Origin of the sequence: Simplicispira sp. 125 (assembly GCF_003096555.1) — a bacterium.
Classification (GTDB): domain Bacteria; phylum Pseudomonadota; class Gammaproteobacteria; order Burkholderiales; family Burkholderiaceae_C; genus Simplicispira.
Genome location: NZ_QEKM01000001.1, coordinates 3653517 through 3674244 on the forward strand (window position 1 = coordinate 3653517; position 20728 = coordinate 3674244).

Consider the following 20728-nt stretch of genomic DNA (forward strand, 5'->3'; position numbering starts at 1 on the left):
TTCAGGCCCTATGCATGCGGCTGCCGGGGATGGCAGCCACTTCCTGCTCATTGGCGGCAGGGCCAATGAAGAAGCTCGACAGATAGGTGACCAAGCCCACAAGGAACATCACGCCACCGAACACGCGCACCCAGTAGAAGAACACCAGCTGGTCCTGCGTGGCCATGAAGGACATCGCCGTGCCAGAAGCAGGCATGCGTTGCAACCAGACCTGCAAGATGCCTGCGCCGCTCAGGGCCAGCACCATGACGGCCATGCCGATGCTCATGATCCAGAAGCTCCACATTTCGAAGCGCTGGGCGCGCATGGGGTTGGCTTCGCGACCGCGCATCAACGGCATTGCGTAGCTGATGATGGCGAGCACCACCAGCACGTAGGCACCGTAGAAGGCCAGGTGGCCGTGCGCTGCAGTGACTTGCGAACCGTGCGTGTAGTAGTTGACCCAGCTCAGGGTATGGATGAAGCCCCAGACGCCGGCGCCCAGGAAGGCGATGACGGCAGTACCCACGGCCCACAGTACGGCGGCCTGGTTGGGGTGTTCGCGGCGGCGGCGCTGCACCATGTTGAACGCGAACAGCGTCATCATGAAGAACGGGATGGGTTCGAGCGCAGAGAACACGCCGCCCACCCAGTGCCAGTAGCCTGGCAGGCCGATGAAGTAGAAGTGGTGACCGGTACCCAGAATGCCCGAGATCAGCGCGAAGGCAACAATCATGTACATCCATTTGTCGATCACTTCACGGTCCACACCGGTCGTCTTGATGAGCACGAAGGCCAGCAGCGAGGCCATGATGAGTTCCCAGGTGCCTTCCACCCACAGGTGCACCACGAACCACCAGTACATCTTGTCGCGCACCAGGTTGCTGGGGTTGACAAAGCTGAACAGGAACATCAGCGCCAGGCCCCACAGGCCGAGCAGCAGCACCAGGCTGATGGCGGTCTTGCGGCCCTTGAGCACGGTCATGCTGATGTTGAACAGAAAGCCCAGGCAGACCACCACGATGCCAATTTTGGTCGGCAGGGGCTGCTCCAGGAACTCGCGGCCCATGGTGGCCAGCAGGTCGTTGCCGGTCCATTCGGCGAGCGATGCGTAGGGCACCAACAGATAGCCCAGGATGGTTGCCACGCCGGCGGCGAGGAACACCCAGAACAGGATCTTGGCGAAGAGCGGGCTCCAGAGCTCGGTTTCGCTCTCTTCGGGCACCATGAAGTAGGCGGCGCCCATGAAACCGAACAGCAGCCAGACGATCAGCAGGTTGGTATGCACCATCCGCGCGATGTTGAACGGGATGTAGGGGAAGAACAGATCGCCAATGACGTACTGCAGGCCCAGTGTGATGCCGAAGAGGATCTGGCCCGTAAAGAGGCACAGGGCCGCAATGAAGTACAGCTTGGCGACAGCTTGCGACTGGTATTTAAGCGTTGGAATATTCATGTTTGAATCCTTGAAGGGAGGGTGGGCGGCGGGTGGGATAGCCGCGCTCAACCTTCAATGTTGGGTGGCCACTTCTCGGTGTTGATGCCATTCGTCCAGCGCAGGAACTCGACCAGGTCGTCAAGTTGCGCGTCGCTGAAGTCGAAGTTGGGCATCTGGCGGCGGCCGGGTGTGTTGGACGGCATGGCCTTGATCCAGCCCTTGATGAAATCGGGACCGCGGCGTTCGTACACGTTGCCCAGTTCAGGTGCGAAATACGCACCTTCGCCCAGCAGCGTGTGGCAGCCGATGCAGTTGCGCGTTTCCCACAGGTGTTTGCCGCGCACGACGGACTCTGTGATCTCACCCGACTTCGAGCGCTCGGGAATCTTGGTTTCGGTGTGGAAGATCAGCGCGGCAAACAGCAGTACGAAGAACATCGTGCCGCCGTAGAAGATATTGCGCGCCATCTGGCTGGTGAAGCCTTGGCTCATGGGGTTCCTTATGGAGTTGCGATGAATACAGGTTGAACATTACCGGGATAACCCTCGGTGTGGTTGACTATAATCAATAAGATGAATTTTACGTGACTCTTTTTAGCGACGCCTCGCTCGCCACAGTTGTTGCGTCGCACAATCTCCTGCAGGTAGGCCCCATGGCCGCTTGTAGGGTGCACGGCACTGAAACCATGACTTCTAATGCTTCTTCAACTTCCGATCATCTGTTGCTTAAAACCGACACCAACGCAGGCCCGCGACTGCGCGGTGACCTGGGCGTGTGGTTTGTCATCCTGCTGGAACTGCTGACTTTCGCCATCCTGTTCGTTGCCTACGCCTTTGCGCGCAACCGCGAGCCTGCCCTGTTCCAGGCGGGGCAGGCCACGCTGGACCTGCATTCGGGCGCGCTCAACACGGTGTTGCTGATCACGGGTAGCTGGTGTGTGGCGCGCGCCGTGCAGGCGGTGCGGCGCGATGCCGTGCAGGCCGGGGCGCGTTGGCTGGTGGGTTCCCTGGTCTGTGGCGCTGGCTTTGTGGTGGTCAAGCTGGCCGAATACGCGGGCAAGGCGCAGGCCTGGGCGGACATGGGTGACGACGACACTTTTTATATGCTGTATTTCATCCTCACGGGCTTCCACTTCCTGCACGTGGTGGTCGGTATGCTGGCCATCGCCTACCTGTGGTGGCGCACCCGGCGCGGCGCCTACGGTCGCCACGACTGCCACGCGCTGGAGACGGGCGCGGCCTTCTGGCACATGGTCGATCTGTTGTGGATCGTGCTGTTCCCGCTGGTCTATGTGCTGCGCTGAAAGGGTTTGAACATGCATGAATCACGACTGAACCGCGCCTGGCTGCTGCTGCTGGCCATCACGGGTGTGACCTTCTGGATGGGCGAGAGCGGGTCTTCGGTGGGCAGCCTGGCGGTGGCACTGGCGGTGCTGGGGCAGGCCTTCGTCAAGGGTCTGGTGGTAGCGCTGGAGTTTCTGGAGTTGCGCGAAGCGCCCGCGCTCTGGCGCTGGCTGATTGCTGGCTGGCTGGTGCTGGTGCTGGGTTTGATTGTGCTGGCGTATGCGCTGGGCCTGCCCTGAACCTGCGCGCCTGAGGCCCACCGGGGGAATGCGGCACAATTTGCGCATTACTGCTCACGCCCTTGTGCCATGACCGACACCCTTCATTCGATTGCTCCACGCGACAAGGCCGAAATCCTGGCCCAGGCGCTGCCCTATATCCGCAAGTTCCATGGCAAGACCATGGTCATTAAATATGGTGGCAACGCCATGACGGACCCGGCCCTGCAGCAGGATTTTGCCGAGGACGTCGTGCTGCTCAAGCTCGTGGGCATGAACCCGGTGGTGGTGCACGGCGGTGGGCCGCAGATTGAGACGGCCCTCAAGCGCCTGGGCAAGAAAGGCGAATTCATCCAGGGCATGCGCGTGACCGATGCCGAGACCATGGAGGTGGTCGAATGGGTGCTGGCCGGCGAGGTGCAGCAGGACATCGTGGGCCTGATCAACCAGGCCGGCGGCAAGGCCGTGGGTCTGACGGGCCGTGACGGCGGCATGATCCGCGCACGCAAGCTCAAGATGCTCGACAACAAGAACCCCGAGGTCGAACACGACGTGGGCCAGGTGGGCGACATCGTTTCGATCGACCCGAGCGTGGTCAAGGCGCTGCAGGACGATGCCTTCATTCCCGTCATCAGCCCCATCGGCTTTGGCGAGAACAACGAGAGCTACAACATCAACGCCGACGTGGTGGCGAGCAAGCTGGCCGAGGTGCTCAAGGCCGAAAAGCTCATGCTGCTGACCAACACTCCCGGCGTGCTGGACAAGGCGGGCAACCTGCTGACCGACCTGACGGCGCGCCGCATCGACGAGCTGTTCGCCGACGGCACGATCTCGGGCGGCATGCTGCCCAAGATCGCGGGTGCGCTGGACGCCGCCAAGGCCGGGGTGAACGCGGTGCACATCATCGACGGCCGCGTGCCACATGCCATGCTGCTGGAAATCCTGACCGATCAGGCCTACGGCACCATGATCCGAAGCCATTGATGAGCACCCCCCTGAGTCGCTGCGCGCCTTCCCCCCTCTCTTGCATTGCTGCGCAATGCGGAGGGGGACACCGCCAGCGCGGCGGGGCGGCCCTTGCGCGGCGGTTGCTGGCCTGGGCCGCGCGCAATGCAAGCGCTGTACCTGTTGCATGGGCCACATCAATGCGCCTCATTAAACGCAGGGGATGAACCATGCGCCTCCTTTTGGTCGAAGATGACATCATGGTCGCCAGCGGCATCAAGCTGGGCTTGACCGACGCCGGTTACGCGGTGGACTGGGTGGGCAGCGGTGAGCGGGCCGAAGAAGTGCTCCAGCGGGAGACTTTTGATGTGGCGGTGGTGGATATCGGTCTGCCGGGCATGGACGGTCTGGAACTGACGCGCCGCCTGCGCCGCCCGGAGATGGCCAGCCGCGACATGCCGGTGCTGATCTTGACGGCGCGCGACGCCCTGCAGGACCGCGTGCAGGGCCTGGACCTGGGCGCGGACGACTACATGGTCAAGCCGTTCGAGTTGCCCGAACTGTTGGCCCGGTTGCGGGCGCTGCTGCGGCGCTCGCAGGCGGCCACCACGGCCGTACTGGGTTTTGGGCCGCTGGAGCTTGACACCGCCAACCGCCAGGTGAGCATCCGCCCTGCGGCGGACGCTGCCTTGCTGCCCATCGACCTGGGGCCGCGTGAATGGACGGTGCTCGAATACCTCATGATCCATGCGCCCAAACCTGCCAGCAAAGACAAGCTGCTGCAGGCGCTGACCGGCTGGGACAAGGAAATCACCCCCAACGCGGTGGAGGTGTACGTCTCGCGCCTGCGCGGCAAGCTCGAACCCCATGGCGTGGGATTGCGTTCCATCCGGGGGTTTGGCTACCGGCTGGAACTGCTGGGCGTCTGAACGCCGAGTGACTTGCGCCATGGCTGTGTGTGCACCGACTGCACTGTGCCTGCACTGCAGCGGAGATCGGAAAACACGATGACCATGCTGCGCCCCCGCTTGCGGGCCATGACCTCCGATTTGCGCAACCGCCTCTTGCTGTTGCTGGTGCTGCCCTTGTGCGCACTGGCGCTGTTGGGGGCGTGGATGGATTACCGCTCGGCCGATGAGGCCGCCGCGCGGCACGACCAGCGCCTGGTACGCCTGCTGCCGGCGCTGGCCGATTCGGTGCTGTCTGCCGGGGCGGCCAAAGGCGACCTTCCGGTCTGGTTGCCCGCACCGCTCGTGGAAGATTTCTTGCGCCAAAGCAACTACACCAGCTTCAGCGTGCGCGATCTGTCGGGCCGTTTGTTGCTGGGCGACGAGTGGGTGCATGGTGCGGTGCCGGCCACACTGGATCCGGAATTCCAGAGTGTGGAATTCAGTGGTGTGACCTACCGTGTCGCGGTTCAGCGCGGGCGCACCGGGGCGGGCGAACTGGTGGTGGCCCTGGCCGATGGCACCGATCCGCGCCAGCAGTGGGCGCAGCACCTGTTGTTGCGGGTACTGCTGCCCAATCTGGTGCTGGTGGCAGCGGCAGGGCTGGCGATCCATTGGGCGGTGCGCCGGGCGTTCAAGCCGCTGCTGGACCTGGCGGCCACGGTGGAGCGGCGCTCACCCCGTGACCTCAGTGCCATCGACGAAGCGGCGTCGCCGTCTGAAGTGCGGCCGCTGGTGCACTCGCTCAACCGGCTTTTTGTTCTGGTGAATGCGCAGGCCGAAAGCCAGCGCCGCTTTGTGGCCGATGCCGCGCACCAACTGCGCACCCCCCTGGCGGGTCTGCAGGCCCAGGTAGAGGCCTGGGCCATGCTGGCGCGCTCCAGTGCGAAAACCATCGATGGCGCACCGGAATCACAGTCAAATGTGCCTCCAGGGCAAGATAGTAAAACGATGCCAGCTATTACATTAGGAGCGGCTGAAATCGAAAAACTGCGCGATGCCACGCGCCGCACCTCGCAACTGGCGCACCAGTTGCTGGCGCTCTCACGCGCCGATGCCCGCAGCCTGGACGGCCAGACCATGCAGCGCGTGGATCTGCAGGACCTGTGCGAGACCATGTTGGAGATGTTTCTCGATGCCGCCACTGGCAAGGGCATCGACCTGGGGTTGGAGGCCGAGCCAGCCCATGTCATGGGACATGCCTGGCTGCTGCGCGAACTGTTGTCGAACCTGGTGGACAACGCCATCAAGTACACGCCCCCCGGGGGTAGCGTCACCATTCGCTGCGGGACCCTATCGGGGCTGCAGGGTAGTTTGCGCGCCGCCTTGCAGGTGGAGGATGACGGCCCCGGGGTGCCAGCGGCTGAACGCTCGCGGGTACTGGAGCGCTTTTACCGGGTGCAGGGAACGGTGGGCCAGGGCACCGGTCTGGGCTTGCCCATTGCCGATGAAATCGCCCGTGCCCATGGGGCCCTGCTCACGCTGGCAGACGGCAGCAATGGCCGGGGCTTGTTGGTGGTGCTGCTGTTTCCTGCCTGACACGCAGTCTGATTCCCTTTCTAAACCATCCGTGCCGTTGTTGCTTTGCCTTGCCTTGCCGTGCTACAGCACTGTTTGCGGCTTTGCGCCGGACCCGAATGGTTTGGAAACCCCATGAGAGGGGGAGGGGCTGTGCGAGAATCAATTGCACACATTTCGCCGCCATGACTGAGCAAGCACCCACTTCGTCCCAAGTCCCCGCCCCCACGGAGCGCAAACGCGCACGACCTGGTGAGCGGCGCGAGCAGATTTTGCAGGCGCTGGCGGCCATGCTCGAACAGCCTGGGGCGGAGCGCATCACCACTGCGGCGCTGGCATCGCGCCTGGGGGTGAGCGAGGCGGCGCTGTACCGCCACTTTGCCAGCAAGGCACAAATGTTCGAAGCGCTGATCGATTTCATCGAGCAGGCGGTGTTCACCCGCATGGCGCAGATTCTGGAGAGTGGCTCTCCGGAAGGTGTGCCGCCCGAAGAAGGGGCCCGCCAGGCCCAGCGTGTGGTGGCGCTGGTGCTGCAGTTTGGCGAACGCAACCCAGGCCTGGTGCGTGTGATGGTGGGTGATGCCCTGGTGCTCGAGCATGAGCGCCTGCAAGCGCGCATGAACCAGTTTTTTGATCGCATCGAGTCCAGCCTGCGCCAATGCCTGCGTCCGGCCGCTGGCGCTGCGGGCTCGGCCACCCCGAGCGTGGATGCGCAGGTGGCGGCCAGTGTGCTGACGGCTTTCCTGCAGGGCCGGTTGCAGCGTTTTGCGCGCTCCGGTTTGCGGCGCCTGCCGACAGAGCACCTCGAAGCAAGCCTTGCATTGATGCTCTGACCTGCGCACGCCCCGTGCGGAAAGTTTGGGGGCGGCTCTCTATTTTTGGTGCCGGACTGGGCATGTCGGTGAATTTGCTGCAGAATAGAACGATCGTTCGTTTTTGTGAGCCCCATGTCCGCACCCCCTTCTTCCAGTCCGGCGTCCCGCGTACCCCGCACACCCCGTGCGCGCAGCGGTGGTGCCCGCGCTCTGCAAAAAGGGCAACAAACCAAGGCGGCCATCATCGATGCGGCCCTGGGACAGGCGACGCACATTGGTCTGGAGGGCTTGTCCATCGGCGCATTGGCCGAGGTGATGGGCATGAGCAAGTCGGGCGTGTTCGCACACTTTGGCTCGCGCGAAGAACTCCAGGTTTCGGTGATCCGCGAATACCACCACTGCTTTGAGCAGGAGGTTTTCTTTCCTGCCATGGCGGCGCCGCGCGGTGTGGCACGGTTGCGCGCCCTGTTCGACAACTGGATGAAGCGCACCTCCATCGAGATCGACTCGGGCTGCATCTACATCAGCGGCGCCATCGAGTTTGACGACCGCACTGGTCCAGTGCGCGATGCCCTGGCGCATTCGGTGCTGACCTGGCATGCCGCCATGAAGCGCGCCATCCTGCAGGCCAAGGAATTGGGCGAGCTCAACGCCGATGTGGTGGAAGACCAGATGCTGTTCGAGATCCATGGGCTCATCCTGGCGCTGCACTACGAGGCACGATTTTTGAAGAACCCCGGTTCCATCGCGAAGGCGTTGGCCGGTTTTGACAACATCCTTGCCCGCTTCAGCGCTCAGGCGCAGCAGGCGGGCCATTCCTCTGTTTCTACCCAAACCACCAAGGAGTAAAACCCATGCCCACGTACACACCGCCCCTGCGCGACATGCAGTTTGTGTTGCACGAAGTGTTCAAGGTTGCTGACGACCTCAAGCAAATCCCCAAGCACGCCGACATGGATGCCGACACCATCAATGCCGTTCTGGAAGAGGGTGGAAAGTTTGCCACCGAGGTGACGTTCCCGCTGAACATCAGCGGCGATGCCGAGGGCTGCACGATTGACCAGGCCACCCATGCAGTGACCACGCCCAAGGGCTTCAAGGAAGCCTACGCACAGTATGTCGAGGGCGGCTGGGCGGCGCTGGGTTGTGCTCCCGAATTCGGCGGCCAGGGCCTGCCTTTCGTGGTCAACACCATGTTCTACGAAATGCTCAACAGCGCCAACCAGGCCTGGACCATGTACCCCGGCCTGACCCATGGCGCCTACGCTGCCCTGGAAACCCACGGCACGCCCGAGCAAAAGGCCACCTATCTGCCCAAGATGACCAGCGGCGAGTGGACGGGCTCCATGTGCCTGACAGAAGCCCACTGCGGTACCGACCTGGGCCTGATGCGCACCAAGGCCGAGCCCCAGGCAGACGGCACCTACAAGATCACCGGCAACAAGATTTTCATCAGCGCCGGTGAGCACGACATGGCCGAGAACATCATCCACCTGGTGCTGGCCCGCCTGCCCGATGCGCCCCCCGGCATCAAGGGCATCAGCCTGTTCATCGTGCCCAAGTTCCATGTGAACAAAGACGGCTCCGTCGGCGAGCGCAATGGTATTTACTGCGGCGGCCTGGAGCACAAGATGGGCATCAAGGCCAGCGCCACCTGCCAGATGGTGCTCGAAGACGCTGTCGGCACCCTGGTGGGCCAGCCGCACAAGGGCATGCAGGGCATGTTCGTGATGATGAACGCCGCACGCCTGGGCGTGGGCAACCAGTCGCTGGGCCTGACCGAAGTGGCCTACCAGAATGCCCTGGCCTACGCCAAGGACCGCCTGCAGATGCGCAGCCTCTCAGGCACCAAGGCCAAGGACAAGCCGGCCGACCCCATCATCGTGCACCCCGACGTGCGCAAGATGCTGCTCACCGCCAAGGCCTACGCCGAAGGCGGCCGCGCGCTGCAGATCTTCTGCGCCATGCTGCTGGAAAAAGAGCACAACCACCCCGATGAAAAGACCCGCAAGGACGCCGGCGAACTGCTGGCCCTGCTGACCCCCATCGCCAAGGCCTTCCTGACCGACAACGGCCACACCGCCACCAACGCCTGCATGCAGGTATTTGGCGGCCACGGCTTCATCAAGGAATGGGGCATGGAGCAGTTCGTGCGCGACAACCGCATCAACATGATCTATGAAGGTACCAACACCATCCAGTCGCTGGACCTGCTGGGCCGCAAGATTCTGGGCAACAACGGAGCCACGCTCAAGAAGTTTGGCAAGCTCGTCGGCGCGCTGGTGCAGGAAGAAGGCGTGAACGAGAAGATGGCCGAGTTCATCAATCCCGTGGCCTATCTGGCCGACCAGATGACCAAGTTCACGACCGAGCTGGGCTTTCGGGGCATGCAGAACCCCGACGAAGTGGGTGCTGCCGCCGTGGACTACCTGCGCGTGGCCGGTCACCTGGTGTTTGGCTACTTCTTCGCCCGCATGGCCCAGGTGGCGCTGCGCGAAATCGCTGCAGGCAACCAGGACCCTTTCTACCAGGCCAAGCTGCAGACGGCGCGTTTTTACTTTGCCAAGCTGTTCCCTGAAACGGCGACACTGATGCGCACCGCGCGCACTGGCGCCAAGGTGCTGATGGACACGGATCTGGCGCTGGCCTGATCCGGTGATTTTGCGGATTTCAAGTCTTTTAACTCTGGAGTGCCCATGAATAAAGCGCTAGCAGCTATTGTTTTTGCAGTGATTGCCGCCCCGACGTGGGCCCAGATGACGCCCGAAGGTCTGTGGCGCAACATCGACGACAAGACTGGCGAGGCCAAGGCGGAAATCCGTATCAAGGACAACGGCGCGGGCGCCCTCAATGGGGTGCTCGAAAAGCGCCTGGCCAAGGACGCCAAGCCCGAAGACCTGTGCAAGGAGTGCAGCGACGACCGCAAGGACAAACCGCTGCTGGGCCTGGAGATCATCCGCAACGCCAAAAAGGCCGAGGGCAAGGATGTGTGGGAGGGCGGCAAGATTCTCGACCCCGAGAACGGTCGCAACTACACGCTGCGCATGACGCCCATCGAAGGCGGCAAGAAGCTGGAAGTGCGCGGCTCCATTGGCCCCTTCGGTCGCACGCAAACCTGGGTTCGCGTCCAGTAAACCACCCAGTCCGCCCGGCGCCAGTCGCGGGGTGTCCGACAACGGAGTCCAGCGCTTGCAGCGCGGCTCCATGGAGAAATAGTGATGTCTAGATTCCAAGTGAAGAAAGTCGCCGTTCTCGGCGCAGGCGTGATGGGCGCGCAGATTGCTGCGCATCTCGTCAACGTCAAGGTGCCCGTGGTGCTGTTTGATCTGCCTGCCAAGGAAGGTCCGAAGAACGGTATCGTGATGAAGGCCGTCGAAGGCCTGAAGAAGCTCAAGCCCTCGCCGCTGGGTGTGGCGGACGATGCAGCGCTGATCGGCCAGGCCAACTACGAAGAGCATCTGGAGCAACTGCGCGACTGCGACCTCATCATCGAGGCGATTGCCGAGCGCATGGACTGGAAGCTCGATCTGTACAAAAAGATCGCGCCTTTCGTCAACCCGCACGCCATCGTGGCATCCAACACCTCGGGCCTGTCGATCACGAAACTGAGCGAAGCGCTGCCCGAGTCCATCAAACCGCGCTTTTGCGGCATCCACTTCTTCAACCCACCGCGCTACATGACGCTGGTGGAGCTGATCGACACTCCCACCACCGCCCCCGAGGTGCTCGACCAGCTCGAAGCCTTTGTTACCAGCGGCCTGGGCAAAGGTGTGGTACGCGCACACGACACCCCTAACTTCGTCGCCAACCGCGTCGGCATTGCCGGCATGCTGGCCACCATGAAGGAGGTCGAGAACTTCGGTTTGAGCTTCGACGTGGTGGACGACCTCACCGGCAAGAAGCTCGGCCGCGCCAGCAGCGGCACCTTCCGCACCGCCGATGTGGTGGGTCTGGACACGATGAACCACGTGATCAAGACGCTGCAGGACAACCTCCATGAGGAGAGCGACCCGTTCTACGGCAGTTTTGAAACCCCCGCCGTGCTCAAGAAGCTGTTGGAGCTGGGTAACCTGGGCCAGAAAACCAAGGCTGGTTTCTACAAGAAGGTGGGCCGCGACGTTCTGCGTTTTGACCTGACCAGCGGCGAATACGTGCCCGGCGGCCAGAAGGCCGACGAGGTGTACGGCCGCATGTTGAAAAAACCTGCTGCCGAGCGCCTCAAGCTCCTGCGCAATGCCGAGGGCGCGCAGGGCCAGTTCCTCTGGGCCATCCTGCGCAACAGCTTCCACTACGCCGCCGTGCACCTTTCAACAATAGCCGACAACGCCCGCGATGTGGACCAGGCCATGCGCTGGGGCTTTGGCATGAAGCAGGGTCCGTTCGAGCTGTGGCAAGAGGCTGGCTGGCTTGAAGTGGCGAAGATGGTCCAGGAAGACATCGACGCGGGCAAAGCACTGTCCAAGGCGCCACTGCCCGAGTGGGTCTTCAAGGGCCCCGTGGCCGAGGCCGGTGGCGTGCACACCGCGCAAGGCTCCTGGAGCGCATCCAAGGCGAAATTCATTGCACGCCGCCAGTTGCCCGTGTACGAGCGCCAGCACTTCCCCGAGGCGCTGCTGGGCGAAACCCTGCCCGACTACAAGACGGCGGGCAAGACACTGCACGAAGACGACGCCATCCGCCTGTGGACGCTGGACGACGAAGTGGTGATCGCCAGCATCAAGACCAAGATGCACGCCATCAGCCCCGACGTGGCCGAGGGTCTGGCCATGGCGGTCGATATTGCCGAGAAGGACTACAAGGCCGTGGTAGTGTGGTCGGGCGACGAGCCCTTCAGCGCCGGCGCCGACCTGCAGGCCATGCTGCCCGCGTTCATGATCGCCGGTGTCAGTGCCATTGAGGGCGCTGAGCAAGAGCTGCAGAACACCATGCTGCGCCTGCGCTACGCCGGTGTGCCCGTGGTGTCGGCCATTCGTGGCCTGGCGCTGGGCGGTGGCTGCGAGCTGGCCGTGCACTCGGCCCGCCGCGTGGTGCACATGGAAAGCTATATCGGTCTGGTCGAAGTGGGCGTAGGCCTGGTGCCCGGCGCTGGTGGCCTGACCTACATTGCGCGCCGCGCTGCCGAGAACATGGCGCAGTCCACGTCCAAGGACGTGCTGCCCTTCCTGACCGAAGGTTTCACCGCCGCCGCCATGGCCAAGGTGGGCACCAGTGCGCTGGAATCGCGCAAGCTGGGCTACCTGCTCGAGAGCGATGTCATCGTGCCGCACAAGGACGAGCTGCTGTTTGTGGCGCTGAACGAAGCCAAGGCGATGGCCCGGGGCGGCTGGCGTGCACCGCACAAGCGCTTGTTCCCGGTGGCTGGCCGCAGCGGCATTGCCACCATCAAGGCGCAGTTGGTCAACATGCGCGACGGCGGCTTCATCAGTGCACACGACTTCCACATCTCCAGCCTGATCGCAGGCGTGGTCTGTGGCGGCGACGTAGACGCCGGTTCCCTGGTCAGCGAGGAATACCTCATGGCCATGGAGCGCAAGGCCTTCTGCAGCCTGATCACCCATCCCAAGACGCAGGAACGCATCCTGGGCATGCTCAGCACCGGCAAGCCGGTTCGCAACTGACATGGGCCGCGCTGCTGCCACCCTCGCGGCCACACGCCCCAACCGGTTGGCCCGCACCCTGGGCCAGCTCGACCGGGTGCCTGCGGTTGCCCGCCCCTGGGCGCGCAACCTGGTGCTGCGCCGCGCTGTGCCTTTCACGGGTACAGCGGGGTTGCAGTACGTGGCGTTGACGCCGCAGCGTGTGGAAGTGGCCGTAGCCAACCAGCGCCGCGTGCAAAACCATATCCACGGCGTGCACGCCGCCGCCATGACGCTGCTGGCCGAAACGGCCACCGGCATGGTGGTGGGCATGAACGTGCGCGACGACTGCCTGCCGCTGGCCAAGGAACTCAAGGTGGCGTTCAAGAAACGCGCCCAGGGCGCCTTGCGTGCAGTCGCCACCCTCACCGTCGAACAGCGCGCGCTGATGCAGCAAAGCGACAAGGGCGAGGTGCAGGTGCAGGTCACCGTGACCGACGAAACCGGCGCCGAGCCGGTGCAATGTGAATTTACCTGGGCCTGGATTCCCTCCAGCCGCCCCAAGAACTGAAGGAGTACCCCATGGCAAAACAAGTCCAGGAAGCCTATATCGTTGCCGCCACGCGCACGCCCATCGGGCGCTCGGGCCGCGGTTACTTCCGCAACACCCGCCCCGATGACCTGCTGGTCGCCGCCATCAAGAGCGCCATGCTGCAGGTACCCACGCTGGACCCCAGGGCGATCGAGGATTCCATCATCGGCTGCTCGTTTCCCGAGGGCGAGCAGGGCATGAACATGGCCCGTATCGCCATGGGTTTGGCGTTTTCCCACCCCGTGGGCGGTGTCACGGTGAACCGTTTTTGCGCTTCGGGCATCACGGCCATCCAGATGGCTGCCGACCGCATCCGCGTGGGCGAAGCCGACGTGCTGATCGCTGGCGGCGCTGAATCCATGAGCATGGTGCCCATGGGTGGCAACAAGCCCTCGTTCAACCCTGAGGTGTTTGCCCGTGACGAGGACATCGGCATTGCCTACGGCATGGGCCTGACGGCGGAAAAAGTGGCCCAGCAATGGAAAGTTTCGCGCGAAGACCAGGATGCGTTTGCGCTGGAATCGCACCTGCGCGCTGTCAAGGCCCAGCAGGCCGGTGAGTTCACCGACGAAATTACACCTTTTGAGATCACCGAGCGCACGCCCGACCTCGCCACCGGCGAAGTGATCGCGAAGAAGCGCACCGTGCACCTGGACGAAGGCCCACGCCCCGACACTACGCTCGAAGCGCTGGCCAAGCTCAAGACCGTGTTTGCCGCCCGTGGCAGCGTCACGGCCGGCAACAGCTCGCAAACCAGCGACGGCGCGGGCGCGCTGATTCTGGCCAGCGAAAAGGCCGTCAAGCAGTTTGGTCTGACGCCCTTGGCGCGCTTTGTGAGCTACGCCGCGCGCGGCGTACCGCCCGAGATCATGGGCATCGGCCCCATCGAGGCGATTCCTGCAGCGCTGCGTTATGCCGGCCTCCAGCACGAAGACATTGGCTGGTTCGAATTGAACGAAGCCTTTGCGGCCCAGTCGCTTGCCGTGGTGCGCACCCTGGGCCTGGACCCGGCCAAGGTCAACCCCATGGGGGGGGCGATTGCGCTGGGGCACCCGCTGGGTGCCACGGGCGCCATCCGCGCCGCCACGGTGGTGCACGCGCTGCGCCGCCACAAGCTGAAGTACGGCATGGTGACGATGTGTGTAGGCACAGGCCAAGGCGCCGCCGGCATCTTCGAGGCCGTTTAACTGGCTACTGCGCGGGCGTCATGCGTCGTTGGGCGGTGCTCGTAATCCTCACGTACCGCAAGTACGTTCCGGTTGCTGCGCTCCGTCCGCCTAGCCTGACACCTGCTCGCTACGCCCTTGAGGGCAGGGTGTAAGCCCTTTCTTGAGGGCGGAGTGTTCTGAAACTCAAGCTGACGCAGAGCAGCGTGATCGACAGGAGACACAGCATGAACAAGCAGAGCTTGCGGGTCGATGATTCGACCACCCTGGCGCTGAGCGTCTTCGAACCCGAGGGCGCGCCGCGCGCCAGCGTGGTCATTGGCGGGGCCATGGGGGTGCGGCAGGACTATTACGCGGCATTCGCGCAGTGGCTTGCGGGGCAGGGTTTTCGCGTCACCACCTTCGACTACCGGGGCCATGGCGACTCGCTCGTCGGCCCCATGCGCGAGGTGCGCGCCAATTTGTTCGACTGGGCACGCGATTACGAGGCTGTGATCTCGGCTGCGCGCGCGGCCCTGCCCGAGCAGCCGCTGTACCTGCTGGGTCACAGCCTGGGCGCGCAGCTACCCGGCCTGCTGCGCAACCCCGGCCAAGTCGATGGCCTGCTCAGCGTGGCGGCGGGCAGCGGCTACTGGCGTGAGAACGCGCCCCGCCTCAAACGCATGGTGCCGTATTTTTGGTGGGTGCTGGTGCCGCTGGCCACGCGCCTGTGGGGCTACTTTCCGGGGCGCACGTTGCGCAAGGTGGGCGACTTGCCTGCCGGTGTGATCCTGCAATGGCGCCGCTGGTGTCTTCATCCCACCTACAGCGTGGGGGCCGAAGGCCCTGCCGCTGCGCAAAGCTATGCCGCCGTGCGCTTTCCGGTGCTGGCGCTGTGGATGAGCGATGACGAGCTGATGACCCTGCGCGGCACGCACAGCCTGGTCAAGCTCTACCGCAATGCCCCGGCCCGGGTGGAGCGCATTGCGCCCGAAGACATCAACGCCCTGCGCATTGGGCATTTCGGGTTCTTCCGCGAGCAGTTTCGCCAGACGCTGTGGCCGCGCGCCGTGGCCGACCTGTTGGGGTTGGCCGGGCTGCCAGTCACCGGCACGACGGTATAAGTAGTGATTTAGCGGCACACTGTCCAGCATGACGACGACACCCCACTCTTTTGACCAGGCCCTGGTGCTTGAATCTACCGCCCCGGGCCTTTTGCGGGGGCACACCAGCCCAGCGTACTGGAACATGGTCGGGCCTTTTGGCGGTATCACGGCCGCCACGGCCTTGCGGGCCATCCTGCTGCACCCGGACCGCCTGGGTGATCCGCTCTCGCTCACTGTCAACTATGCGGGGGCGCTGTCCACCGGGCCGTTCACCGTGCAGGCCACGCCGGTGCGTACCAACCGCTCCACGCAGCACTGGACCGTGTCCATTTTGCAAACGGACGCGCAGGGCGAGCAGGTGGTCACCACCACCGCCACGGCCGTCACGGCCGTGCGGCGCGAGACCTGGAGCCTGGCCGATGTGGCCATGCCTACCGTGCCCGGCCCCGAAGGGCTGGACGCCTACCCGCCCGCACCGGGCATCGAATGGTTTAGCCGCTACGACCTGCGCCCCGTGACGGGCGCCTTGCCCCGGCAATGGAATGGCCAGGGCGATAGCAGCCTGACGCAGGTCTGGATGCGCGATAGCCCGCCGCGGCCCCTTGATTTTTGTGCGCTGGCCGCGCTAGCCGATGTGTTCTTCCCGCGCGTCTGGTTGCGTCGCGCAGTGCACGTGCCTGCGGGAACGGTGTCGATCACGGTGTATTTCCATGCCAGCGCGGCGCAACTGGAAGCAACGGGGACCGGCCATGTACTGGGGCAGGCGCGCGCACAAGAGTTTCGCAACGGTTTTTTTGACCAGACGGTGCAGTTGTGGAGCGAGAGCGGCACCATGCTCGCCACCAGCCACCAGATTGTTTACTACAAGGAATAGGGCCGCATCTCCAGCGTGTCCAGCCTGCTTTCCATTTTTCAGGAACCCGTCCCATGAGCGAAATCCAAAACGACATCCTGGTGCACACCGAAGCCGGTGTGACCACCATCACCTTGAACCGGGTGGACAAGAAGAACTCCCTCACCCGCGCCATGTACACCACCCTGGCTGAAACCTTCGAGGCGGCTACCCCAGGAACCGACGTGCGTGCCGTGGTGCTGCAGGGCGATGTGGCCGTGTTCAGCGCCGGCAATGACATTGGTGACTTCCTGCAGCAGCCCCCGGCCTCGCAGGACTCGCCGGTGTTCCGTTTCCTGCGCGCCATCGCCACCTTTCCCAAGCCCGTGGTGGCTGCGGTCTGTGGTCCGGCGGTGGGCATCGGCACCACCATGCTGCTGCACTGCGATCTGGTCTACGCGGGCGATAACGCTGCGTTCTCCATGCCGTTCGTCAATCTGGGCCTGTGCCCCGAAGCGGCGTCGAGCCTGCTGGTGCCGCAGATGCTGGGCTACCACCGCGCTGCCGAGGCGCTTTTGCTGGGCGAGCCCTTCATGGCCGAGGCCGCGATGGAAGTGGGCCTGGTCAACCGCGTGGTGCCCCCCACCGAATGCAACGCCATCGCCCAGTCCCAGGCCCGCAAGCTGGCGGCCAAGCCCCTGTCCTCGCTGATCGAGACCAAGCGCCTGATGAAGCTGGGCCAGACGGCGCCCGTGCTTGCGCGCATGGCCGAGGAAGGTGAAAGCTTTGGCCGCATGCTGGGCGAACCCGCTGCGCGCGAAGCTTTTACGGCGTTCATGGCCAAAAGAAAGCCTGATTTCAGCCAGTGCTGAAGGCTTGAGCTCGGGCGGCCCGCGCCGCAGGCCGGGTCCGGTGTCCTGCAATTCTGTGCACACACAGCACTTTTAGGTCAAAATGGCCTCTAGCGCTTATGCATATTGCGCTAGTAGCTATTAAAAAAGAAGCAATCGATGTCAGCGCCGTGCGCCGGCACCGTTCCTTTGCAGGACCCCCATGAGCAAAACCCCCGCGCCGGTCAAACCCTTCGAGCCTGAGTTCATTGCCGGGCTCAAGTCCATCTTCGAGGAAAAGATCGTCTTCAACCAGGTTCTGGGGCTGAAGATCGTGAGCATGGCGCCCGAGCAAGTCGTCGGGCGTATCGACATGAAGCCCGAGTTGGTGGGCCACTTTGCTTACAACCGCATCCATGGGGGTGTCATCAGTGCCGGGCTGGATGCCATGGGCGGGCTCGCCGTGATGGCCGCCATCGGTGCCCGCCACATGGACGAGGAACCCCTGCAGCGCCTGCACCGCTTTGCCAAGCTGGGCACCATCGACCTGCGCATTGACTACTTGCGACCCGGCATTGGCGACCATTTCGAGCTGCGCGCGCAGGTGCTGCGCCTGGGCTCGCGCGTGGCTACCACGCGCATGGAGTTTCTGGGGCCCGACGGCCAGATGATGTCGGCCGGGGCGGCCGCCTACATCGTTTCCTGACGATCGACTGCACGGGCCGGTGGCACGCATGTGTGCTGCTGCAAAGACTGCAAGCGCATGCAAGCATCGAACCGTTTGGTTACCGTTCTTGCGCAATACAGGCAGCTTTTGCATCGATCGGTGTTCATCATGGTGTCTTTTCTAGGAGATTCCATGGCCGTGCAAAACCCCTTCTTTGGCAAGCGTGAACCCGAAACCTTCCAGCCTCGCCAGCCCGCCGTTGCGCAGGGCAATGCCAACGGACTGAACCCTGCCGGTAACACCAGCCAAACGTCCTCGGCAGCCGTGGTCAACACCAAGGCGCCGGTCGAGAGCACAGGCAGCAAGCTGACCGTGGGCCCCAACATCAAACTCAAGGGTGTGGAGATCACCGATTGCGACACCCTGGTGGTGGAAGGTACCGTCGAAGCCACCATGGATTCGCGCGTGATCCAGATCTCTGAGCAAGGGGCCTTCCGGGGCTCGGCCGATATTGATATCGCCGAAATCCGGGGGGACTTCAGCGGCACGCTCACGGTACGGCAGAAGCTGGTGATTTACAGTACTGGCAAGGTGAGCGGCAAGATTCGCTACGGCAAACTGGTGATCGAGGAGGGCGGCCAGATTTCGGGCGAAGTTGACGTGGGAACGGCCAGCAGCCCGGCCCGCGGCACGGGTGCACGCAGCCCCGAGGCGGTCGCCATCGCTGCCTGATCCGCATCCTGCGGCGGATCAACCGCTGCAGGATCTTTTTGCAAAGCACTTGCTTGCTGAAATAACCAAACCCGGCTATCGTGCCGGGCATGTCTGCCCAACCCCTTGATCCCTCGTCCGGGCCCGCTGTGGTGCCTGACATGCCTGTGGCGACGCGGCGCCGGGGGCGGCCCCGCAAGACTCTGGACGAGCGCGACGAAGGCAACCGCCGCCAGCTCATCATCGACGGCGCGGCGCGGCTTTTTCGTGCCCAGGGCTTCGATGCGGCCAGTACGCGCGATATCGCGGCGGCGGCAGGCATGCGCAGCGGCTCGCCCTTCTACCATTTCGAAAGCAAGAACGCGCTGCTCTACGCCGTGATGGAAGAGGGCATGCAGCGCGCCGTCCGCAGCCAGGCGCAAGCCCTTATGGGGCTGGGCGATGATCGCCCGCGCGAGCGCCTCGCGGTTCTGGTGCGCCACCATTGTGAAATTTTGCTCGGCCCAGCAGGCGATTTTGTACCGGTGATGCTGTACGAGTGGCGTTCGCTCACCCCTGCCCAGCGCGAGGCCATTGCGCAAATCAAGACGGTCTACGAAGCCCCCTGGATGCCCGTGCTGCACGCCCTGTACGACGCAGGTGCGTTGCGCACAGAACCCGGCCTGGCCCGGTTGTTCATTTTTGGGGCACTCAACTGGGCGGCGCAGTGGTATCGCCCCGAGGGGCGCCTCTCGCTCGATGAACTGGCCGCCCACGCATTGCAGATGTTTCTGGCGCCCGAATGACGCACCCCTCGCAGCTCTACGTTCGTCCCCCTCACGCAACCCTAACCCCTTCGGAGACCCCATGGACGTTCACTTCACCGCCGACATCCAGCACAAGGTGCTGCACCTGCGTTTTGGCCAAGCCGGGGTGCGCAACCTCATGGACGACCGCTGGTTCAACACGCTCGAAGCCCATCTGGCCGAGGCCGACCAGAACCCCGAAGTGCGCGTGGTGCTGATCAGTGCCGCGGGTGATGCGTTTTGCTCGGGTGCCAACCTCAAGGGCATACAGCCGAGCTTGCTGACCGATGACTACGCGCAGTCGGCGCTGGCGCGTTTGCTGCGGCGCCTGACGACGTTTGGAAAACCGCTGGTGGCTGCGGTGCACGGTTTGGCCATCGGCGGCGGCACCACCTTGCTGCTGCACTGCGATTTTGTCTATGCCGCCGAGGGCACGCGCTTTCAAATGCCGTTCACCAAGCTGGGCCTGGTACCCGAGTTCGGCTCCAGCTATTGGATACCCTTGAACGCAGGCATGCGGCTGGCCAGCGAACTGGTGCTGCTGGGCGAGCCCTTCGATGCCGCAACAGCGCTCCGGGCCGGTCTGGTGACCTCCGTGGAGCCCGCCGCCGGTTTGATGGAGCGTGCCCAGCGCACCGCTGACACGCTGGCGCAGATGGCCCCCGGCCCTCTGCGCCGTAGTAAGCATTTGCTGCGCCAGGGCCACCAGGCGGCACTGGAGGCCGCGCTGGAGCGCGAAGGCCAGGCGCTGCAGGAGAGCCTGCGCTCCCCCGAACTGGCCGAGGCGGTCTCGGCCTTTCTGGCCAAGCGCGCGCCCGATTTTTCCCGCTTCTGAAATCAGCGCACGGGCAGGGGGCGTGGGCGGCCTTCGGCGTCAATGGCCACATAGGTCACCAGCGCCTCGGTCACCTTGACATAGTTGCCCTGCTCGGAAAAGCGTTCGGCGAAGACCTCCACGTCGACCGTGATCGAGGTGCGGCCGATGCGCTTGACGCTGGAGAAGAACGACAGGATGTCACCCACGCGCACGGGGTGCTTGAAGACAAACTCGTTCACTGCCACGGTGGCCATGCGGCCTTGCACATGGCGTGCGGGCAGCACCGAGCCGGCCAGGTCCACCTGGGCCATGACCCAGCCGCCGAAGATGTCGCCGTTGCCATTGGTGTCGGCCGGCATGGGAATGACCTTGAGCACCAGTTCCTTGTCGGTGGGTAATGGGGCGGAGGTGCGGCTGGGGGTGTCGGACATGGGCACAATCTCGGTAGAAGTAACCAACAGAAT

The 20728-nt window shown here is 63.8% G+C and carries 22 protein-coding genes and 1 other RNA gene; 20 read left to right on the plus strand and 3 right to left on the minus strand.

Features of this window, described 5'->3' with window-relative positions; genetic code table 11:
• Nucleotide 1: 1 nt before the first annotated feature.
• Nucleotides 2-1435 (minus strand): cbb3-type cytochrome c oxidase subunit I, encoded by a 1434-nt coding sequence (locus tag C8D04_RS17140; protein WP_116002676.1) that lies wholly within the window; start codon nucleotides 1433-1435, stop codon nucleotides 2-4.
• Nucleotides 1436-1482: 47 nt separating this feature from the next.
• Nucleotides 1483-1908, minus strand: coding sequence for a cytochrome c (locus C8D04_RS17145; RefSeq protein ID WP_116002678.1), 426 nt, complete (start codon nucleotides 1906-1908; stop codon nucleotides 1483-1485).
• 194 nt (nucleotides 1909-2102) lie between these two features.
• On the opposite strand from C8D04_RS17145, the gene C8D04_RS17150 reads away from it, so the two are divergent.
• The 20 genes from C8D04_RS17150 (at nucleotide 2103) to C8D04_RS17245 (ending at nucleotide 20282) form a co-directional block, all read left to right on the plus strand.
• Nucleotides 2103-2720: a cytochrome c oxidase subunit 3 family protein gene (locus tag C8D04_RS17150; RefSeq protein WP_116002680.1), complete on the plus strand. Its 618-nt coding sequence runs from the start codon at nucleotides 2103-2105 to the stop codon at nucleotides 2718-2720.
• 12 nt (nucleotides 2721-2732) lie between these two features.
• Nucleotides 2733-2999 carry a cytochrome C oxidase subunit IV family protein gene (locus C8D04_RS17155; protein WP_116002682.1) on the plus strand — a complete coding sequence of 89 codons (267 nt, stop codon included), beginning with the start codon at nucleotides 2733-2735 and terminating at the stop codon, nucleotides 2997-2999.
• Nucleotides 3000-3068: 69 nt separating this feature from the next.
• A complete protein-coding gene (argB, locus tag C8D04_RS17160; protein ID WP_116002684.1) occupies nucleotides 3069-3962 on the plus strand; it encodes an acetylglutamate kinase in 894 nt (297 codons plus the stop codon).
• Nucleotides 3963-4153: 191 nt separating this feature from the next.
• Nucleotides 4154-4852, plus strand: coding sequence for a response regulator transcription factor (locus C8D04_RS17165; RefSeq protein WP_116002686.1), 699 nt, complete (start codon nucleotides 4154-4156; stop codon nucleotides 4850-4852).
• 108 nt (nucleotides 4853-4960) lie between these two features.
• Nucleotides 4961-6409, plus strand: a complete 1449-nt coding sequence (locus C8D04_RS17170) for a sensor histidine kinase (RefSeq protein WP_116005891.1) — start codon at nucleotides 4961-4963, stop codon at nucleotides 6407-6409.
• 164 nt (nucleotides 6410-6573) lie between these two features.
• Nucleotides 6574-7221 carry a nucleoid occlusion factor SlmA gene (slmA, locus tag C8D04_RS17175; RefSeq protein WP_116002687.1) on the plus strand — a complete coding sequence of 216 codons (648 nt, stop codon included), beginning with the start codon at nucleotides 6574-6576 and terminating at the stop codon, nucleotides 7219-7221.
• A gap of 114 nt (nucleotides 7222-7335) precedes the next feature.
• Entirely contained in the window at nucleotides 7336-8052 is a 717-nt protein-coding gene (locus tag C8D04_RS17180; protein WP_116002689.1) for a TetR/AcrR family transcriptional regulator, read from the plus strand.
• Nucleotides 8053-8057: 5 nt separating this feature from the next.
• Nucleotides 8058-9854, plus strand: coding sequence for an acyl-CoA dehydrogenase C-terminal domain-containing protein (locus C8D04_RS17185; protein ID WP_116002691.1), 1797 nt, complete (start codon nucleotides 8058-8060; stop codon nucleotides 9852-9854).
• A 45-nt stretch (nucleotides 9855-9899) separates the two neighbouring features.
• Nucleotides 9900-10337 (plus strand): DUF2147 domain-containing protein, encoded by a 438-nt coding sequence (locus C8D04_RS17190; RefSeq protein WP_116002693.1) that lies wholly within the window; start codon nucleotides 9900-9902, stop codon nucleotides 10335-10337.
• Between the two features lie 84 nt (nucleotides 10338-10421).
• Nucleotides 10422-12821, plus strand: a complete 2400-nt coding sequence (locus tag C8D04_RS17195) for a 3-hydroxyacyl-CoA dehydrogenase/enoyl-CoA hydratase family protein (RefSeq protein ID WP_116002695.1) — start codon at nucleotides 10422-10424, stop codon at nucleotides 12819-12821.
• A 1-nt stretch (nucleotide 12822) separates the two neighbouring features.
• Nucleotides 12823-13350, plus strand: a complete 528-nt coding sequence (locus C8D04_RS17200) for a DUF4442 domain-containing protein (RefSeq protein WP_116002697.1) — start codon at nucleotides 12823-12825, stop codon at nucleotides 13348-13350.
• A gap of 11 nt (nucleotides 13351-13361) precedes the next feature.
• Nucleotides 13362-14558, plus strand: coding sequence for an acetyl-CoA C-acyltransferase (locus C8D04_RS17205; protein WP_116002699.1), 1197 nt, complete (start codon nucleotides 13362-13364; stop codon nucleotides 14556-14558).
• Between the two features lie 50 nt (nucleotides 14559-14608).
• Nucleotides 14609-14695: non-coding RNA, sX9 sRNA (locus tag C8D04_RS17210), on the plus strand.
• A 69-nt stretch (nucleotides 14696-14764) separates the two neighbouring features.
• Nucleotides 14765-15640, plus strand: coding sequence for an alpha/beta fold hydrolase (locus tag C8D04_RS17215; RefSeq protein ID WP_116002700.1), 876 nt, complete (start codon nucleotides 14765-14767; stop codon nucleotides 15638-15640).
• Nucleotides 15641-15668: 28 nt separating this feature from the next.
• The gene (locus tag C8D04_RS17220; RefSeq protein ID WP_116002702.1) at nucleotides 15669-16496 is read left to right on the plus strand and encodes a thioesterase family protein; all 828 of its coding nucleotides are present in this window, start codon (nucleotides 15669-15671) and stop codon (nucleotides 16494-16496) included.
• Nucleotides 16497-16549: 53 nt separating this feature from the next.
• Complete coding sequence (locus C8D04_RS17225; protein WP_116002704.1) at nucleotides 16550-17326, plus strand: enoyl-CoA hydratase; 777 nt, start codon at nucleotides 16550-16552, stop codon at nucleotides 17324-17326.
• 181 nt (nucleotides 17327-17507) lie between these two features.
• A complete protein-coding gene (locus tag C8D04_RS17230; protein ID WP_116002706.1) occupies nucleotides 17508-17990 on the plus strand; it encodes a thioesterase family protein in 483 nt (160 codons plus the stop codon).
• Between the two features lie 153 nt (nucleotides 17991-18143).
• On the plus strand, nucleotides 18144-18683 hold the full coding sequence (locus C8D04_RS17235; RefSeq protein ID WP_116002708.1) for a polymer-forming cytoskeletal protein: 540 nt from the start codon (nucleotides 18144-18146) through the stop codon (nucleotides 18681-18683).
• A 140-nt stretch (nucleotides 18684-18823) separates the two neighbouring features.
• Nucleotides 18824-19447 (plus strand): TetR/AcrR family transcriptional regulator, encoded by a 624-nt coding sequence (locus C8D04_RS17240; protein ID WP_233521215.1) that lies wholly within the window; start codon nucleotides 18824-18826, stop codon nucleotides 19445-19447.
• Nucleotides 19448-19508: 61 nt separating this feature from the next.
• Nucleotides 19509-20282, plus strand: a complete 774-nt coding sequence (locus C8D04_RS17245; protein ID WP_116002712.1) for an enoyl-CoA hydratase-related protein — start codon at nucleotides 19509-19511, stop codon at nucleotides 20280-20282.
• Nucleotides 20283-20284: 2 nt separating this feature from the next.
• Here the strand turns inward: C8D04_RS17245 and C8D04_RS17250 are convergent, their stop codons facing one another.
• Nucleotides 20285-20695 (minus strand): acyl-CoA thioesterase, encoded by a 411-nt coding sequence (locus tag C8D04_RS17250; protein ID WP_116002714.1) that lies wholly within the window; start codon nucleotides 20693-20695, stop codon nucleotides 20285-20287.
• Between the last annotated feature and the right edge of the window lie 33 nt (nucleotides 20696-20728).

What these genes read in the sequence shown, in the direction of transcription:
- C8D04_RS17140 (WP_116002676.1), bottom strand. Translation starts at nt 1,435, where the DNA reads ATGAATATTCCAACGCTTAAATACCAGTCGCAAGCTGTCGCCAAGCTG.
- C8D04_RS17145 (WP_116002678.1), bottom strand. Translation starts at nt 1,908, where the DNA reads ATGAGCCAAGGCTTCACCAGCCAGATGGCGCGCAATATCTTCTACGGC.
- C8D04_RS17150 (WP_116002680.1), top strand. Translation starts at nt 2,103, where the DNA reads ATGACTTCTAATGCTTCTTCAACTTCCGATCATCTGTTGCTTAAAACC.
- C8D04_RS17155 (WP_116002682.1), top strand. Translation starts at nt 2,733, where the DNA reads ATGCATGAATCACGACTGAACCGCGCCTGGCTGCTGCTGCTGGCCATC.
- argB (WP_116002684.1), top strand. Translation starts at nt 3,069, where the DNA reads ATGACCGACACCCTTCATTCGATTGCTCCACGCGACAAGGCCGAAATC.
- C8D04_RS17165 (WP_116002686.1), top strand. Translation starts at nt 4,154, where the DNA reads ATGCGCCTCCTTTTGGTCGAAGATGACATCATGGTCGCCAGCGGCATC.
- C8D04_RS17170 (WP_116005891.1), top strand. Translation starts at nt 4,961, where the DNA reads ATGACCTCCGATTTGCGCAACCGCCTCTTGCTGTTGCTGGTGCTGCCC.
- slmA (WP_116002687.1), top strand. Translation starts at nt 6,574, where the DNA reads ATGACTGAGCAAGCACCCACTTCGTCCCAAGTCCCCGCCCCCACGGAG.
- C8D04_RS17180 (WP_116002689.1), top strand. Translation starts at nt 7,336, where the DNA reads ATGTCCGCACCCCCTTCTTCCAGTCCGGCGTCCCGCGTACCCCGCACA.
- C8D04_RS17185 (WP_116002691.1), top strand. Translation starts at nt 8,058, where the DNA reads ATGCCCACGTACACACCGCCCCTGCGCGACATGCAGTTTGTGTTGCAC.
- C8D04_RS17190 (WP_116002693.1), top strand. Translation starts at nt 9,900, where the DNA reads ATGAATAAAGCGCTAGCAGCTATTGTTTTTGCAGTGATTGCCGCCCCG.
- C8D04_RS17195 (WP_116002695.1), top strand. Translation starts at nt 10,422, where the DNA reads ATGTCTAGATTCCAAGTGAAGAAAGTCGCCGTTCTCGGCGCAGGCGTG.
- C8D04_RS17200 (WP_116002697.1), top strand. Translation starts at nt 12,823, where the DNA reads ATGGGCCGCGCTGCTGCCACCCTCGCGGCCACACGCCCCAACCGGTTG.
- C8D04_RS17205 (WP_116002699.1), top strand. Translation starts at nt 13,362, where the DNA reads ATGGCAAAACAAGTCCAGGAAGCCTATATCGTTGCCGCCACGCGCACG.
- C8D04_RS17215 (WP_116002700.1), top strand. Translation starts at nt 14,765, where the DNA reads ATGAACAAGCAGAGCTTGCGGGTCGATGATTCGACCACCCTGGCGCTG.
- C8D04_RS17220 (WP_116002702.1), top strand. Translation starts at nt 15,669, where the DNA reads ATGACGACGACACCCCACTCTTTTGACCAGGCCCTGGTGCTTGAATCT.
- C8D04_RS17225 (WP_116002704.1), top strand. Translation starts at nt 16,550, where the DNA reads ATGAGCGAAATCCAAAACGACATCCTGGTGCACACCGAAGCCGGTGTG.
- C8D04_RS17230 (WP_116002706.1), top strand. Translation starts at nt 17,508, where the DNA reads ATGAGCAAAACCCCCGCGCCGGTCAAACCCTTCGAGCCTGAGTTCATT.
- C8D04_RS17235 (WP_116002708.1), top strand. Translation starts at nt 18,144, where the DNA reads ATGGCCGTGCAAAACCCCTTCTTTGGCAAGCGTGAACCCGAAACCTTC.
- C8D04_RS17240 (WP_233521215.1), top strand. Translation starts at nt 18,824, where the DNA reads ATGCCTGTGGCGACGCGGCGCCGGGGGCGGCCCCGCAAGACTCTGGAC.
- C8D04_RS17245 (WP_116002712.1), top strand. Translation starts at nt 19,509, where the DNA reads ATGGACGTTCACTTCACCGCCGACATCCAGCACAAGGTGCTGCACCTG.
- C8D04_RS17250 (WP_116002714.1), bottom strand. Translation starts at nt 20,695, where the DNA reads ATGTCCGACACCCCCAGCCGCACCTCCGCCCCATTACCCACCGACAAG.